Here is a 15,801-nt window from a genome sequence, read left to right on the forward strand (position 1 = left end):
GGGACGGCCGCGCGCTTCGGCGACGGAGCGCGCCCCGCCGTGCCGCGCCGCGGACACCGTTCCCCCACCCGATACCCCGCGCTGTCCGAAGGACCCCGTGTCGATCCCATCCCCGACATCCGTCGGCATGTCCGCTGCCCCGGGCGCCGTCCGCGCAGAGGCGGCCCCCGTCCCCGCGGGGACGGCCACCGGCCCCGCAGGGACGGCCACCGGCCCCGCGCCGCTGCGGCGGCGCGCCGCCGACCTGGCGCTGGGACGGCTGCCGGCGGACACGCTCGACCGCTTCCAGGCCGCCGCCGACCCGATCTCGGCGCTGCGCGCGTGGTTCGGGGACGATCTGGCGCGCCTCGGGGCCCGGTCGGTCGCCGACGCCCTCGACCGCGACATCGCGATGCTCGACACGATGCTGACCGACCAGCTCAACGCCATCCTGCATCATCCCCGCTTCCGGGCGCTGGAGGCGTCCTGGCGCGGCCTCGATTACCTCTGCCGCTGCGGCGCCTCCGCGCCCGCCGTCAGGATCAAGGCGCTCAACGTCAGCTGGACGGACCTCGCCCATGACTTCGAACGGGCGGAGGACGTCGAACGGAGCGCGCTGTTCGAGAAGATCTACAATGCCGAGTTCGGCATGCCCGGCGGTCAGCCCTACGGCGTGCTGCTGTGCGACTACGAGATCCGCCACCGGCCCCTGCCGTCCCACCCGACCGACGACATCTCGGTGCTGGCCAGCCTCGCGGGCGTCGCCGCGGCGGCCTTCGCGCCCGCGGTGCTGGGGGCGTCGCCGCACCTCCTGGGCCTCGACGATTTCGCCGACCTCGACCGCCTGCACGGCCTCGCGCAGCTGTTTCGCGGCGACGAATACCACCGCTACGAGCGGCTGCGGCAGCAGGAGGATACCCGTTTCCTCGCCCTCGTGCTGCCGCGCATCCTGATGCGGGCCCCCTATGCGGACGTGCCGATGCCGTTCCGCTACCGCGAGGATCGCCGCGGCCTCGACCGGGACGACCTGTGCTGGGGCAACGCGGTCTATGCCTTCGGCGAGGTGCTGATCCGCGCCTTCGATCAGCACGGGTGGTTCGCCGACATCTGCGGCGCCCGTCCGGACGAGATCGACCACGGCCTCGTCACCGGCGTCCCCGCCCCGTCGACCGAGCCGGACGCGCCGGAGGTGGTCCAGCGTCTCGGCTGCGAGATCGTGATCCCGGCCCCTGTCGAGGCCGACCTCTGGCAGCTCGGTCTGATAAACCTGAATGCCTGCAAGGACACGCCCTACCTGATCTTCCGCTCGGGCGTCTCGATCGGGGCGGTGCCCCAGGGCGCCCCCACCCCGGCGGTGGTCAACGCCCGGGTCTCGGCGATGCTGCGGTACATGCTGTGCGTGTCGCGCTTCGCCCATTACGTCAAAGTGCAGGTGCGCGATCGGGTCGGCAGCTACGCCACGCCCAAGGCCTGCGAAGCCGCCCTCCAGCTCTGGCTGCACGCCTACTCCATCGGCAACGACGATGCCGCGCCCGAGGTGAAGGCCCGCTATCCCCTGCGCGAGGCGCGGGTCGAGGTGCGGGAGATCCCGGGCCGCCCGGGCGCCTACGCCTGCATCATGCAGTTGCGGCCGCATTTCCAGCTCGACCGGATCTCGACCACCTTCAAGCTGGTCACCGACCTATCGCTCACAGGCCGCGCGCCGGCCCAGGGTCCGACCTTCGGGAGCCGATCATGACCGACACCGCCCTCACGCTGTTCGCGGCCGGCCGCCTGGAGGCGGCGCTGGCGGTCGCGACCGAGCAGGTCAAGGCCGCCCCGCAGGACATCCGGCTGCGCAGCGAACTCGCCGAGTTCCTGTGCCTCGCCGACGCGCTGGAGCGGGCCGAACGGCAGTTCGACACGATCGCGACCCAGGCCCCGATGACGGCGCCGCGGGTGAGCGCGTTGCGCCAGTTCGTGCGGGCCGGCCTCGCCCGCCGCGAGGTCTGGCGGAACGGCCGCGCCCCCGAGCTGGTCGGCCCGGCCCCCGATCACCTCCGCCTGCGCCTGGAGGCGCTGGTCGACCTGCGCCGGGGCGAGGCCGAGCGGGCGGCCCTGCGCCTCGCCGAGGCCGAGGCGGCGCGGCCCGCGGTGGCGGGCACCCGCGATGGGCAGCCCTTCGACGATTGGCGCGACATGGACGACCTGATCGGCGGCGTGCTCGAGGTGATGACCCCGACCGGCAAGTATTTCTGGGTGGCGCTGGAGCAGGTGTTCGAGCTCGCCGTGGAGCCGCCCCGCCGTCCGATCGACGCCGCCTGGTGCACCCTGGAGCTGTCCGTCAAGGACGGCCCGGCCGGTCAGGTCGTGGTGCCGGCGATCTACCCCGCCCCGGCGGAGGCGGACGAGGCGGCGGGCGAGGCGGCGGATCGGGAGGCGGACGACGCGATCCGGATCGGCCGCAGGACCGACTGGATCGAGCGGCCGGGCGGATGGGTCAGCGGTCGCGGCCTGCGCTGCTTCCTGGTCGGGGACGCGAGCGTGGCGATCCACGATCTCGGCACGCTGTCGTTCGAGGCCCCGTGATGGGCCCGACGGGCCGGGGGATCCGCCTGTCGATCCTCGACCGGCTGCTCGCCCCCGAGCAGAGCGCCCTCACGGTGCTGCGCGACGGCCTGCGCCGGGATCTCGAGGATCTGCTGAACGCCAATCCCCGGGTGCGCCGATGGCCCGCCCACCTGACCGAGCTGGATCATTCGCTCTTGAGCTTCGGCATCATGGATCTCGCCACCGTCAATCTCGCGACCGAAGAGCGGCGCGCGGCGGTGGTGACGATCATCGGCGAGATCGTGCGCGAATGGGAGCCGCGCCTCGCCAACCTGCACGCCGTCGCCCTGCCCAACGCCGATCCCACCGACCGGGCGCTGCGCATCCGGATCGAGGCGTCGATCCTGCTCGAACCGTCGCCCGAGCCCATGGTCTTCGACACCATCATCGATCCGCTCACCAACACCGTGGCCCTGGTCAACGCGCGATGAGCGACGAGCTGCTCCCGTATTACAACCGCGAGCTCGAAGTCCTCCGCCGGATGTCGCAGGACTTCGCGGCCGCCCATCCGCGGATCGCCGGGCATCTGCGGCTCAGCGGCGACGCGATGGACGATCCCCACGTCCTCCGGCTGATGCAGGGCGTGGCGTTCCTCAATGCCCGCACCGCCCGCAAGCTCGACGACGAGTTCCCCGAACTCGTCGACACGCTGCTGGAGGTGCTCTACCCGCACTACCTCGCGCCGATCCCGTCGATGTCGGTGGTGCGGTTCAGGCCCGCGGCCGAGGTGACCGGGCCGCACCTGATCCCGAGCGGCAGCATGCTGGAGACCGAGACGGTCGAGGGCGAGGCCTGCCGGTTCCGCACCTGTTACCCGGTGACCCTCTGGCCGATCGAGCTGACCGAGGCCGCCATGCTCGGCCAGCCGCTGGCGGCGCCGGCCAACCCGGAGGCCGAGGGGGCCAGCGCCGCGCTCAGCCTGACGCTGCGCTGCCTGCCGGACGGGATGACCTTCTCGGAGCTGCAGCCGGAGCGGCTGCGCTTCTACCTGCGCGGGCCTGCCTCCCAGGTCTACACCCTGCACCAGATGATCCTGAACGACACCGTCTCGGTGGCCCTGGCCGACAGCGCCACCGATCCGCATCCGGTGATCGTGCCGCCCGGCGCGGTGACGGCCGTGGGCTTCGCCCCGGACGAGGCGCTGCTGCCCTATCCGGCCCGCTCGCAGGGGGCCTACCGCATCCTCACCGAGTTCTTCGTCTTCCCAGAGAAGTTCCTGTTCTTCGACGTGGAGATCCTCCAGAAGGTCCTGGCCCGGGCCGGGCGCGAGCTGCGCATCGTCCTCTATTTCCGGACGCGCGACGCCAGCCTCGAACGGGCGGTGACGAAGAGCCTGTTCGCCCTCGGCTGCACGCCGGTCGTCAACCTGTTCCCCCAGCGGGCTGAGCCGATCCTGATGGCGGCCAACCGCTTCGAGCACAGGCTCGTCCCGGATTGTCGACGCGAGAGCGTCCTGGAGGTGCATTCCGTCGTCGCCGCGTCGGTGAGCAACGCCGCCGGCCAGCAGCGGGACGTCCTGCCCTTCTACGCCAATCGCCGGGCCGCGAACGCCCCGGGCCTGTTCTGGCACGGGGCGCGCCGTCCGGCCCAGGGGGGCCGGCGCGGGACCGACCTGTTCCTCTCCTTCACGGGGAGCGACCTGACCGATGCCACGGCCGCCTATGCGGAATGGACGGTGACCCTCGACACCCTGTGCTGCAACCGCGACCTGCCGACCCGGCTGCCCTACGGGGGCGGCCACCCGCGGCTGAGCCTGATCGACGGATCGAGCGCCGTCGCGGGCCTCGACTGCGTGGTGCCGCCGACGGCACCGCTCCACACCCGCCCCCCGGACAGTCATCGCTGGAGCCTGCTCTGCCACCTGAGCCTCAACCACCTGTCGCTCACCGGTGAGCGGGGCCTGGAGGCGCTCAAGGACATCCTGCGGCTCTACGACTTCCGCAACTCGGCCGAGACCCTGCGCCAAATCGACGGCCTCGTCGGCCTGTCCGCCCGGCGCGGCACGGCGCGGGCCCCGAGACGACCGTCGGATCCGCCCTGGGCCGACGCCCTCTGCCGGGGCATCGACGTCGGCGTCACCTTCGATCCGGCGCATTTCGTCGGCGGCAGCCTGTTCCTGTTCGCCCTGGTGCTCGACCACTTCCTGGCCCTGTACGCGAGCATCAATGCCTTCACCCGGCTGACCGCGACCGTGCGGGGGCAGCCGGGGATCCTCCGCGCATGGCCGGCCCGCGCCGGCGACCGGCAGGTCCTGTGATCGCGCATCTGACCGAGCGGCCGCACGCCTTCGATTTCGTTCAGGCGCTGCGCCTCATCGAGGCGAGGTTCGGCCTCGGCCAGGCGGATCCCGCCGCGCCCGGGGACGCCCACCCGGGCGGCGGGCGGCCGAGCGCGCGCTTCGTGACCGAGACGCGCCTGCGCTATCCCCACGCCACCCTGACGGCGGCCCGCTTCGACGGCGCGGTCCTGCGTGTCACGGTCTCGGGATTCGGCCTGCTGGGTCCGGTCGGCGTGCTGCCCTACAGCTACACCGCCCTGGTGGCGGACAGCCTGCACGCCAACAATCCGGGGCTGAAGGCCTTCCTCGATCTCTTCCAGCACCGGGCCGTGACGCTGTTCTACGGCGCCGCGAGCAAGTACCGCATTGTCATCAACTACGACCGGAAGCTGCGGGGCGCGGTCGACCGCTACGGCGAAGCCCTCGCGCACCTGACCGGCCTCGGCCTCCCATCCCTGCGGGGACGGCTCGAAGTGCCGGACGAGACCATCCTCCACTTCGCCGGTCTGTTCGCCAGCAAGGCGCGCACCGTCGCCGGGCTGGAGACCATCCTGGCCGATGCCCTGGACGCGCCGGTCCGGGTCGTGCCCCTGATCGGCCGCTGGCTGACGCTGGTCGACAGCGAGCAGACCCGCATCGGCGGCGGCGCGGGTCAGCGCGGCCCGGGCCAGCACGCCGTGCTCGGGGCCAGCGCCGTGGTCGGGACGCGCACCTGGAGCGTGCAGAGCAACGTCCGCGTCGTGGTCGGCCCGATCGGCGCCGAGCGGATCGGGCCGCTGCTGCCGGGCGGGCACGACGCCGTGAAGGTCGCCGACCTCGTCGGCCTGTATGGCGGCCTCGAATACGAGGTCGACCTCAATCTCGTGATCCAGGCCGCCGCGGTCCCGCGCGCGCGCCTCGCCCCGGCCGGGGACGATGCGGGCGCCGTGCGGCTCGGCGTGACCGCCTGGCTTCTCACCGCGTCCAGCCCGATCGACCGGGACGAGGCTCTGTTCGCCCTCGCCCCCTCATAAGGTGTCCGATCCCATGTCCCTCTGGTCCGACGGCTACGTCAGCGACGTCGCGTATCTCCCGGGCTTCCACCTGGAGCAGACGCCGGGGCATCTGCTGCTCGCCTGCCTGGTCAACGGCGTCGAGCCGCCGGAATGCGGCGCGGCGTTCCGCTACTGCGAACTCGGCTGCGGCCAGGGGGTCACCGCGGCGGTGATCGCCGCCGCCAACCCGCGCGCCCATGTGGTGGCGATCGACTTCAACCCGGCCCACATCGCCCGGGCGCGTCGCGACGCGGCGGAGGCGGGGGTGACCAACGTCGAGTTCCGCGAACGCAGCTTCGCCGACCTCGCGGGCGAGCCGGGCCTGTGCGACTTCGACATGGTGTCGCTGCACGGCGTGTGGTCGTGGATCGCCCACAAGGACCGGCTCGACATCACGGGGTTCCTCGCCCGGGCGCTTCGGCCCGGGGGCCTCGCGGCGGTCAGCTACAACGCCATGCCGGGCTGGACCGCGATGATCCCACTGCAGCGCCTGCTGCTGGAGCAGGCGCGCCTCGGCCACGGCCGGAGCGACGAGCGGGTCCTTCAGGGCTTGGCCTTCGTCCGGCGGATGCAGGCGGCGGGCTCCGGCGTGCTGGGCGACGGGGCCCTGCTCGACCGGCTGCTGGCCGGCGGCAAGGCCGGCACCGGCGATCGGGCGGTCTACCTCGCGCACGAGTACCTCAACGAGAACTGGCAGCCGCTCTATCACGCCGACACGGCCCGGCTCCTCTCCGGCGCCAAGCTGACCTATGCCGGCTCGGCGACGCTGACGGACAACTTCCCCGACCTGCAGCTGAACCCGGCACAGCGCGACCTGCTGGCCGAGGTGCCGGCCGGCCCGCACCGGGAGACGCTGAAGGACTTCCTGGCGCCCCGGCCGTTCCGCCGCGACGTGTTCGTCCGTGGCCGGCGGGGGATGCCCGACCGCGACCGCGACCGCCATCTCGCCGGGATCGGCCTGGCGCTGAGCGTGCCGCGGCCCGAAGTGCGATTCGAACTCGACGTGCCGGCCGGCAAGGCGGCGCTGCCGGAGCACCATTACCGGCCGATCTTCGACGCCCTGGCGGAGCGCCCGCACACCCTCGGCGAACTCGCCGCCCTGCCAGCCCTGCGCACGCTGGCGGGGGCCCCTTCGATGGTCGAGATCGCCAGCATCCTGGTCGGCAGCGGCCAGGCGCTGCCCCTCCCCTGGGGCCTCGATCAAAAGGCGGCGCCCGGGGCCCGCGCCCTGAACCGCGCCGCGGTCGCGCCGGTGGTGAACCGTCATGCGGCGACGGCCTTCGTGGCGGCGCCCGGTTCCGGCTCGGGCATGACCCTCACGACCCTGGAGGCGCTGATCTACGCCGCCCTCGCCGACGGTATCGCGGCGGAGCGCGACGCCCTGACCGCGCATCTCGACGGAAGCCTGCCGCCGGACGCCCTGGTGGGGGACGACGGCGCGCCGATCGGCAGCCCGGAGGCGTTGCGCCACCGTGTCGATGAGGGCGTCGCCTGGTGTCTCGCCCATCGCCTGCCGCTCTGGCGCCGGCTCGGTATCCTGTGAGGATGCGCCGGGCCGGACCGGCCTCCCGATGACGGGGGCCGCCGATTCACGGGGGCCCGTTCGCGCATCCGGCGGACGCATCGGCCGCAGGGCCGACACGATCGGCACGGCCGATCGCCCCCCTACCGATGCCTGAACATTGGAAGCAACCGCCGACGATGGCGTCGAATAAAACGCGCGCATCTCGAATATCAATCAGACCATTGTTGTACAAATTTGAATTCTTCAGCCGTCACCGCTGCTTGTATGCAAATTTTTGAAATTTCATCGTTTTGTTATTTCAATCGATGACGCGTCGCCTATAATGCGCGCTCCGTCAAAGTCTGTAACGGCACTGGTTGCAGACTATCGGACGGATGGAGAAGTTGAATGGCAATTTATCTCAATTATGATGGGATCCCGGGCGAAGCGACGCAGCAGAATCACACCAAGTGGATCGACGTGATGTCGCTGTCCTGGGGTGTGGGCCGCGGGATCTCGACGGTGTCGGGGTCGACCAACAACCGCGAGGCCTCCGAGCCGTCGGTGAGCGAGGTCTCGATCGTCAAGGCGTTCGACAGCAGTTCGCCCAAGCTGTTCACCGAGGCCTGCACGGGCAATGCCGGCAAGACCGTCAAGATCGACCTGACGACCACCGGAAGCCCAGGCGCGACCTACTGCACCTACACGCTGACCAACGCCCTGATCTCGTCCTACTCGGTCTCCACCGGCGGCGACCGCCCGACCGAATCGGTCTCGATCAGCTTCACCAAGCTCGAATTCAAGTTCACGCCTTACGACGACAAGAACAAGGCCGGCACCCCGGTCACGGTCTCGTACGATCTCTCGACGACCAAGAGCGCGTAAGCCTTTGTGGAACCGGCGGCGCTGCGCATCGCCCACGCCACCGGCTCACGAGGTCCGTCGGATCAAAGCCTCCGCAGGTCCTTGAGCACGGCTTCATTGCACTTGCAGCGTCGACCGGCGCGCAAGCGATCGACTTTACAGCACAACGCTTCGAGGACACCGCGCGGAGCGTGCGGCGGAGGGCGGCATGACCGTTGAAGAATTTACGGCTCTTCTCGAAAACACCATGCGGAAGGCTGCCACCGCAGCCGGCGGCATGGACCAACTCACCGCCTGCCTGTCGCGCCCGTCGACACAGCTTAGCGAACTCTACGGCCCGTTGACAAACAAAATCCTGAAGGAACGGGCACAGAAAAAAGCACAGGATCTGTACGATCAATACAGCGGAGACGATAAATTCTTAGCCGCCGTGCAACAGCTGTCCGACAGAATTGCCGCCGTTCCGCTGGACGCGACCAACGGGGCGGTCAGTTCCATGGGGGCGCTTTGCCACCTCAAGGACAACTTCGGAAGCAGCCTCGGCAGGGTTCTTGCGGGGGTGAAAGAGCCCCCGAACAAGATAGAAGGTGTCCTTCTCGCCGTCGCCGACATGTCGATCACGGCGGGGTTGTCGTTCATCCCAGTCGCGGGTCCGTTTCTCGTTCCCCTGTCCCAAGGTATCGGCAGCGCGCTCAGCACATTGGCCACCGGCGCGATGACGGGCGCGGCGATCGGGCTCGGGGACAACTCGCTGTTGTTCGTCGGCGGCAATGCCGACATGAAAGCCCAACAGAAAACCACGATCAACTCCGACGCGGCGCGGCAGGATCGGGCCGATGCGGCCGTGAACACCGGTAAGGCCGTCGGCAGCGGCATCGCGGGTGCGATGGCCGTCGCCGATCCGAAGGGAACCTTCGCCAAGCTAGCCGCCCAGAAGGGCGTGGCGAGCCTGATCGTCACCGGCCTCAAGATCGCGATCAGGAAGAACGACGACAAGATCCTCAAGATGGCGGACAGCACTGATAAGTCGTTCGCTAAACTGATAGGCGGCACGACCTTCAGCCAGAATCAGGTCGCCGCGAGCTGCATCAATTCGCTCGGGCGGCTCAACATCGAGATGCCCAGATCGCTGGCCGCCGATCCAAATCGTACGGAAAAATACCTTCGTGAGGAGGCGACGCTCGAAACCTTCAAGACGATGACCGCAGATATGTTTAGAGATTTTTACTCTATGCTGGTCAAAATTATGAATTCTGGCCTGATTGGCTCCTTTGAAGAACCGATAGCGCGGCTCAGGACGCCGGCATTCCACACCAAGCATCAAAAAATTGCCCTGCTGATACTGGGTTACTTCTATTCCAAGGACTGGGACGACAGCCGGGCGACGCAACGTGCGAGCGATATCAGTCGGCACGAAGCCGATCTCGATCGATCCGAGCAGGCACACCTTCGGCAGAGCAGAAATCTGGAGGTCGCCCTGCGCAGTACAGGCATGCGCACCTGGGATCACTTTTACGGCGGCGATATAACCAGAGATCCCGAACTCCTGAAAAAATTCGACGTCATCGAACGCATACAGAATGATATGCGCACAACGGAAGGCGACATCCAACGCAACAAGCAAATGCTGGGTCTGTTACGGACCAAGACCGGGCTTTCTACCCTGCCGGTTGACCAGCTGGGTACGAGCGCGCGCACGGCTCTCGATGTCGCACGGAGCATGACGTCCAAACGGGGTGTTTTGATCAAAAACTTTGGCGCTCTGGACGATCTTCAAAAGCTTCCGACGTTTGTCGCCAAAGCGGAGAACTATTTCCTCGCCCTCAAGAGCGCACTGACGGCCGATATCGAGACCGCCATGGTGAAGGGCAACAATGGGTTTCTCTCCGACCGAGATTTCGAGCAGATGTGGAAGCTTTTTATCGGCTCGCAATTGATCGTCAATCACGCGCTGAATGATTCCAAGATAAAAATTCAGAGCAGCAGCGTCCGGAAATTCTTTCGCAATATCAAACCGACGACGGACGCAACGGAGATCCCGGATTACTACGTCAAACTCATCGAGGACGCCGAATTTATCCAGCGGTACAGGGGCGACTGGCTCGGTCAGGTAACCGTCGAGAAGAAAAGGGATCTTGCTGGCACAGGCAAGATGCGCTGGTCCTTCAGCCCGTCCAACACCGAACGCGCCATGCTGATCACATTCTGCACCGTGGTGGCGTTCACGTTGGACGTCGGCAAAATTTCGCTGGGATTCTACAGCTGGCAGGAAACGGTGAAAGATCTTAGAAAAGTCTGCATGACTATATCTTCCACGGCATGGGCATGATTTTATTTGTCAACTCGCGCAGCAGACAGATTATCGGTAAAGTTTTTACTCTGTCGCGGTTCTATCTCGTAAAATCACAACGCCTCGGATCAACATTGGGCAGAGATGTCTTTTCTGCACGGACGGGATTAAAGAGCCGTCGTGACGCAAGCGCTGCGCGGGCGCGCGGATCGATGACGGTGTCCCGGCCGATGACTGACAGCCGCGCGCACAGAACCTCGCCAGGATCCGGCCGCCGATGAGCACCGCCCCCGTCCAGACCGGCCGCCTGTTGTCGCTGACGACGCCCCTCGGGAAGGACGTGCTGATCCCGACGGCGCTGGAGGGCACGGAGGGGCTCTCGGAGCTGTTCGCCTTCACCCTCGAGGCGGTCTCGACCGACACCGGCCTCGCCGCGGACCGGCTGCTCGGCAAGGGCGTGACGCTGAAGATCCGGCGCCCGGACGCGGATCCGCGGATCGTCAACGGGATCGTCGCCGCCTTCGCGGCCGGGGACCGGACGGTGGACGGGATGCGGCGCTACCGGCTGGTGCTGCGGCCGAAGCTGTGGCTGCTCACCCGCACCATCGATTGCCGGATCTTCCAGAACCAGACCGTGCCGCAGATCGCCGACACCCTGCTGTCGGAGGGCGGCGTCACGGACATCAAGAAGCGCGGCCTGAACGGTACGCATTCCGCCCGGGACTACTGCGTCCAGTACCGCGAGACCGATTGCGATTTCCTCGCCCGGCTGTGGGCGGAGGAGGGTATCTACTTCTACTTCGAGCACCAGGATGGTCAGCACACGCTGGTCCTCAGCGACAGCACCGCGGGCTATGGCGACTGCCTCGACAAGGCGGTGCAGCACGCGCCCCCCGACGCCTCCGACACGATCGCCGTGCAGCAATGGCGCGTCGCCGACCATTTCTCGTCGGGCAAGGTCACCCTGCGCGACACCAATTTCGAGCAGCCGACCACCGATCTCACCGCCACCACCACCACGGTGCTGAGCAACGCCGCCTTTAAGGCGTGGGAGCTGTTCGACTATCCGGGCGACTACATCCGGAAGGGCGACGGCACGACGCTGTCGCGCACCCGCATGGAGGAGGTGGAGGCCCGCTACAGGCTGGCGGAGGGCCGCGCGACCTATCGCGGCTTCATGCCCGGCACCAAGATCACCATGGCCAAGCACGAGGTCGCCGCCGAGCAGGGCCAGTCCTACGTGCTGGCGCAGGTGCATCACGAGGCCGAGGACCGGACTCATCTCGGGCGGCAGGAGCAGCCCGCCTTCTACCGCAACCGGTTCACGGCCCTGCCCGCCGCCACCCCGTTCCGGCCGCCCCCGGTGCTGCGCCGGCCGCTGATCCCGGGGCCGCAGACCGCCACCGTCGTCGGCCCCTCGGGCGAGGAGATCTACTGCGACAAGTACGGCCGCATCCGGGTCCAGTTCCCCTGGGACCGGCTCGGCAAGAACGACGAGACCAGTTCCTGCTGGATCCGGGTCGGCCAGTGGATCGCCGGCGCCACCTGGGGCAGCCAGTTCGTCCCCCGGGTCGGCATGGAGGTGATCGTCGTGTTCCTCGACGGCGACCCCGACCGGCCGCTCGTCGTCGGCACGGTCTATAACGGCCAGAACATGCCGCCCTACACGCTGCCCGACAACAAGACCCAGAGCGGGATCAAGACCCGCTCCAGCAGCCAGGGCAGCGCGAAGACCTTCAACGAGCTGCGCTTCGAGGACAAGAAGGGCAGCGAGCTGGTCTACATGCACGCCCAGAAGGACTTCACCCGCGCGGTGGTGAACGACGACACGCTCACCGTGCAGCATGATCAGACCCTGACCATCAAGAACAATCGCACCGAGACGGTCCAGGACGGCAACGAGAAGGTCACGGTCTCGAAGGGGAACCGCACGCTCACGGTCGACGGGAACGACACGACCGAGGTCACGCGCGGCAACTACACGGTCAAACTGAGCGCCGGCAATGCGACGCATCAGTGCGAGGCCGGCAGCATCACCCTTCAAGCGGCCAAGTCGATCACCCTCAAGGTCGGCGGCAACGCCATCACGGTCGACCAGAGCGGGATCAAGCTGACCGCGCTGCAGATCACCCTGAAGGCCGACGCGAAGATCCAGGCCAACGGCGCGATGGTGAACGTCGACGGCAGCGGCATCGTGAAGGTCACGGGCGGCCTGGTGACGATCAACTGAGAAGACCCATGGTGTCCGTCTCCTTCCCCAAGCTCCGCTTCGGCGCCACTGAGGAACTCCACGCCGTTCTGGCGCCCGGCGAGGAGGCCGGCGCGGTCGCCGAGCCGCACCCGGGCGCGGCGGCGTATATCGCGGCCCTGACGGCGTCCGGGCTGCTGGTCGACGCGATCCGCTACCTCGCGGTCGCGCTGCCGCACCGGGAGGCGGTCTGGTGGGCCTGCGCCGCGCGCCGCAGGCTGCCCGCCGCCGAGACCGAGCCGGAGCAGGCGGCCTGGCGGGCGGTGGAGGCCTGGGTCTACGAGCCCAGCGAGCCGAACCGGCAGGCGACCTACGGCCATGCCGAGGGGCTGAAGTTCGAGACCGCGGGCGCCTACGCGGCGCTCGCCGCGTTCTGGTCCGGCGGCAGCCTCGCGCCGCCGGAGACGGGCCAGCACATCCCGCCGGGGGACGGGCTCTCCGGCAGCGCGGTCGGCGCCGCGGTGATGTTCTGCTGCGTGCCGGGGGAGGCCAGAACCATCGCCGACCGGCACAGGCTGGCCCTGGAGGCCGGCTTCGACATCGCCCGGGGCGGCAGCGGCCTCACGGATGCCGCATCGTGACCCCGACGCTGCGCCTGACCGTCACCGAACCGGACGACATCCCCGCGCGCGACCGGGTCCGCGCGGTCACCGGAACCGCCCTGCGCATCGGGCGCGAGGACGACAACGACTGGATCCTCACCGACGCCGCGCGGCGGATGTCGCGCCACCATTGCACCATCGCGTTCCGGGGCGGCGTCTACGTCGTCATCGATACCTCGGCCAACGGCGTGTTCCACAACGATGCGGCCCAGCCGATCGGCCGGGGCAACAGCCGCATCCTCAGCGACGGCGACCGCCTGCGCTTCCCGGGCCTGACCCTCGCGGTCGCCCTGGCCGAGGACCGCGACGCCCACGACGCGTTCCGGGCGGTCCTGCCGCCGCGGCAGGACACCGCCCCGCCGGCGGCCGGCGGCGGCGCGCCCCGCGACGACCGGCCCGCGGGGCCATGGGGGGCGAACCTGCTCGACGACATCGCCCTGCCCGAGGCCACCGGGGGAAGCGCGCCGTTCGAGGCCGCGTCCTTCGCGTCCCTGAACCTCGCGGCCTCCGCCCTCGACGGCGGCCCCTTCTCCTGGGCCGAGGGACCGCGGCTCGATCCTGCAGCCGGGGCAGCGGCCCCGCTCCCCTGGTCGCGCCTGGCGCAGGGCGACCGGAGCGAGCCCGAGCATCAGGCCTTCCCCACCGCGCTGCCGGGTCCGCCGGTGATCCCCGACGATTGGGATCTCGAGGCGCCGCCCGGGATCGGCACGGACCCGGTGATCCCCCCCGACTGGGTCGACCGGTCGCCGGATCTGCCGAGCCCGGGCGTCCCGCGGCCGGCCCTGCCCGGCGACGACGCCCTCGTGCTCGCCCTGGTCACGGCCCTCGCGCGAATCGAGCGCGCGCTCCTCGGACCGGATTCGGGCCTGATGCAGGGTCCGCCCGAGACGACCTTGCGGCGCCTGCGCGCGACCGAGCCGGCCCTGGCCCAGCGCGCCATCACGTTGATCGCCGAGCGGGCGGCGGAACGCATCGAGGTGCCGTCCCGGGCGCCATCGCCAGACGCCTCGCAGGATCGGACGGCGGGTCCGCAGGCCTGCGCCGATACCGCGCCGCCGCGAGATCACGACGCATGAGCACCACCGGCAAGGTCGTCTGGTCCGAGGGCATGTTCCTGCGGCCGCAGCATTTCCAGCAGCAGGACCGCTACACCGAGCGCCTCGTGCGCCAGCGGGCCGAGGGCCTCGCCCCGTTCCCCTGGGGCCTGCGCCACCTGACCCTCAACCGGGCCCTGCTCGACCTCGGCAAGGTCTCGATCGAGCGGTGCGGCGGCGTGTTCGAGGACGGCACGCCGTTCGACATCCCGGTGGACCTGCCGCATCCGGGCCCGCTCGATCTCCCGGTCGGGCTGACCGAGACGGTGATCTACCTCTGCCTGCCGGTGCAGCATCCCGGCGCGGCGGAGATCGAGATCGGGAGCGCCTTCGCCTCCTCGGCCCGTTACGCGGCGGGCGACATCGAGGTGGTCGACACGATCAACGGCTCGCAAGCGAGCGCCCGTATCCGCGCCGCGAGCCTGCGGCTGAGCCTGATGCTCGGGAGCGACGACCGCAGCGGCTATCACAGCCTCGGCCTCGCCCGCATCGCCGAGGTCGGCGCCGACAAGCGGGCGCGGCTCGACCCGGATTACATCCCGCCGGTGATGGCGATGGCGGCCTCCGACGCGCTGACCGGCTTCGCCAGGGAGGTGCTGGCGATGCTGCATCACCGCGGCGAGGCCCTGGCGCCGCGGGTGAGCGGCGCCGCGAGTCACGGCGTCGCCGAGATCGCGGACTTCCTGCTGCTCCAGGTCGTGAACCGGGCCGAGCCCGTGCTGGCCCATCTGGCCCGGCTGCCGACCATGCATCCGGAGCGGCTCTACGCCACCTTCCTCGACCTCGCGGGCGACCTCGCGACGTTCACCGCGCCGCGCAAGCGCCCGGACGAATTCGTCGCCTATCAGCACGAGGATCTGGAGCACGTCTTCGCCGGTGTGATGCTGGCGCTGCGGCGCTCGCTCAGCGCCGTGATCGAGCAATCGGCGATCCAGATCCCGCTGCAGGACCGCAAATACGGCATCCGCGTCGGACTCATCCCGGACAAGACCCTGCTGACCACCGCGGGCTTCGTGCTGGTGGTGAAGGCGGCCCTGCCGGAGGAAACGATCCGCCGGGCGCTGCCGGCGCTGATCAAGATCGGCCCGGTGGAGCAGATCCGCGAGCTGGTCAACGTGCAATTGCCCGGCATCCCGGTACAGCCGCTGGCGGTGGCGCCGCGCCAGCTCCCCTACCATTCCGGCGCGGTCTATTTCGAGCTCAAGCCGGACAGTCCGCTCTGGGCGAGTCTCGCCACCTCCGGCGGCGTCGCCGTCCATCTGTCGGGGGACTTCCCGGACGCGCATATGGAACTCTGGGCGATCCGGCGCTGAGGATTC

At 69.2% G+C, this 15,801-nt stretch carries 12 protein-coding genes; all 12 read left to right on the forward strand.

The features are described from left to right. The first annotated feature begins 127 nt into the window (after positions 1–127). Entirely contained in the window at positions 128–1,717 is a 1,590-nt protein-coding gene (gene tssC, locus AC3IF1_RS02345; protein ID WP_489215553.1) for a type VI secretion system contractile sheath large subunit, read from the forward strand. Further along, positions 1,714–2,547: a type VI secretion system accessory protein TagJ gene (locus AC3IF1_RS02350; RefSeq protein ID WP_489215555.1), complete on the forward strand. Its 834-nt coding sequence runs from the start codon at positions 1,714–1,716 to the stop codon at positions 2,545–2,547. The genes tssC and AC3IF1_RS02350 overlap by 4 nt, the downstream gene beginning before the upstream one ends. Beyond that, positions 2,547–2,999: a type VI secretion system baseplate subunit TssE gene (gene tssE / locus AC3IF1_RS02355; protein WP_489215557.1), complete on the forward strand. Its 453-nt coding sequence runs from the start codon at positions 2,547–2,549 to the stop codon at positions 2,997–2,999. The genes AC3IF1_RS02350 and tssE overlap by 1 nt, the downstream gene beginning before the upstream one ends. Next, the gene (gene tssF / locus AC3IF1_RS02360) at positions 2,996–4,825 is read left to right on the forward strand and encodes a type VI secretion system baseplate subunit TssF (RefSeq protein ID WP_489215559.1); all 1,830 of its coding nucleotides are present in this window, start codon (positions 2,996–2,998) and stop codon (positions 4,823–4,825) included. Before tssE ends, tssF begins: the two co-directional genes overlap by 4 nt. Then, on the forward strand, positions 4,822–5,859 hold the full coding sequence (gene tssG, locus AC3IF1_RS02365) for a type VI secretion system baseplate subunit TssG (protein ID WP_489215561.1): 1,038 nt from the start codon (positions 4,822–4,824) through the stop codon (positions 5,857–5,859). Before tssF ends, tssG begins: the two co-directional genes overlap by 4 nt. A 13-nt stretch (positions 5,860–5,872) precedes the next feature. After that, positions 5,873–7,423: a methyltransferase regulatory domain-containing protein gene (locus AC3IF1_RS02370; protein WP_489215563.1), complete on the forward strand. Its 1,551-nt coding sequence runs from the start codon at positions 5,873–5,875 to the stop codon at positions 7,421–7,423. A 369-nt stretch (positions 7,424–7,792) separates the two neighbouring features. Continuing rightward, positions 7,793–8,269 (forward strand): Hcp family type VI secretion system effector, encoded by a 477-nt coding sequence (locus AC3IF1_RS02375; protein ID WP_489215565.1) that lies wholly within the window; start codon positions 7,793–7,795, stop codon positions 8,267–8,269. 187 nt (positions 8,270–8,456) lie between these two features. Beyond that, entirely contained in the window at positions 8,457–10,577 is a 2,121-nt protein-coding gene (locus tag AC3IF1_RS02380; protein ID WP_489215567.1) for a hypothetical protein, read from the forward strand. A 238-nt stretch (positions 10,578–10,815) separates the two neighbouring features. After that, positions 10,816–12,768: a type VI secretion system Vgr family protein gene (locus tag AC3IF1_RS02385; protein WP_489215569.1), complete on the forward strand. Its 1,953-nt coding sequence runs from the start codon at positions 10,816–10,818 to the stop codon at positions 12,766–12,768. Positions 12,769–12,776: 8 nt separating this feature from the next. Continuing rightward, positions 12,777–13,367, forward strand: a complete 591-nt coding sequence (locus AC3IF1_RS02390; protein WP_489215571.1) for a DUF6931 family protein — start codon at positions 12,777–12,779, stop codon at positions 13,365–13,367. Further along, the gene (locus tag AC3IF1_RS02395) at positions 13,364–14,464 is read left to right on the forward strand and encodes an FHA domain-containing protein (protein ID WP_489215573.1); all 1,101 of its coding nucleotides are present in this window, start codon (positions 13,364–13,366) and stop codon (positions 14,462–14,464) included. Before AC3IF1_RS02390 ends, AC3IF1_RS02395 begins: the two co-directional genes overlap by 4 nt. After that, positions 14,461–15,795, forward strand: a complete 1,335-nt coding sequence (gene tssK, locus AC3IF1_RS02400) for a type VI secretion system baseplate subunit TssK (RefSeq protein ID WP_489215575.1) — start codon at positions 14,461–14,463, stop codon at positions 15,793–15,795. Before AC3IF1_RS02395 ends, tssK begins: the two co-directional genes overlap by 4 nt. Positions 15,796–15,801: the final 6 nt, after the last annotated feature.

It is taken from the genome of Methylobacterium sp. E-012, from assembly GCF_057836545.1.

Excerpts from the sequence above, each read along its gene's own strand:
- tssF (WP_489215559.1), top strand. The coding sequence starts at position 2,996 with ATGAGCGACGAGCTGCTCCCGTATTACAACCGCGAGCTCGAAGTCCTC.
- AC3IF1_RS02390 (WP_489215571.1), top strand. The coding sequence starts at position 12,777 with ATGGTGTCCGTCTCCTTCCCCAAGCTCCGCTTCGGCGCCACTGAGGAA.
- AC3IF1_RS02370 (WP_489215563.1), top strand. The coding sequence starts at position 5,873 with ATGTCCCTCTGGTCCGACGGCTACGTCAGCGACGTCGCGTATCTCCCG.
- AC3IF1_RS02375 (WP_489215565.1), top strand. The coding sequence starts at position 7,793 with ATGGCAATTTATCTCAATTATGATGGGATCCCGGGCGAAGCGACGCAG.
- tssC (WP_489215553.1), top strand. The coding sequence starts at position 128 with ATGTCCGCTGCCCCGGGCGCCGTCCGCGCAGAGGCGGCCCCCGTCCCC.
- AC3IF1_RS02380 (WP_489215567.1), top strand. The coding sequence starts at position 8,457 with ATGACCGTTGAAGAATTTACGGCTCTTCTCGAAAACACCATGCGGAAG.
- tssE (WP_489215557.1), top strand. The coding sequence starts at position 2,547 with ATGGGCCCGACGGGCCGGGGGATCCGCCTGTCGATCCTCGACCGGCTG.
- AC3IF1_RS02385 (WP_489215569.1), top strand. The coding sequence starts at position 10,816 with ATGAGCACCGCCCCCGTCCAGACCGGCCGCCTGTTGTCGCTGACGACG.
- tssK (WP_489215575.1), top strand. The coding sequence starts at position 14,461 with ATGAGCACCACCGGCAAGGTCGTCTGGTCCGAGGGCATGTTCCTGCGG.
- AC3IF1_RS02350 (WP_489215555.1), top strand. The coding sequence starts at position 1,714 with ATGACCGACACCGCCCTCACGCTGTTCGCGGCCGGCCGCCTGGAGGCG.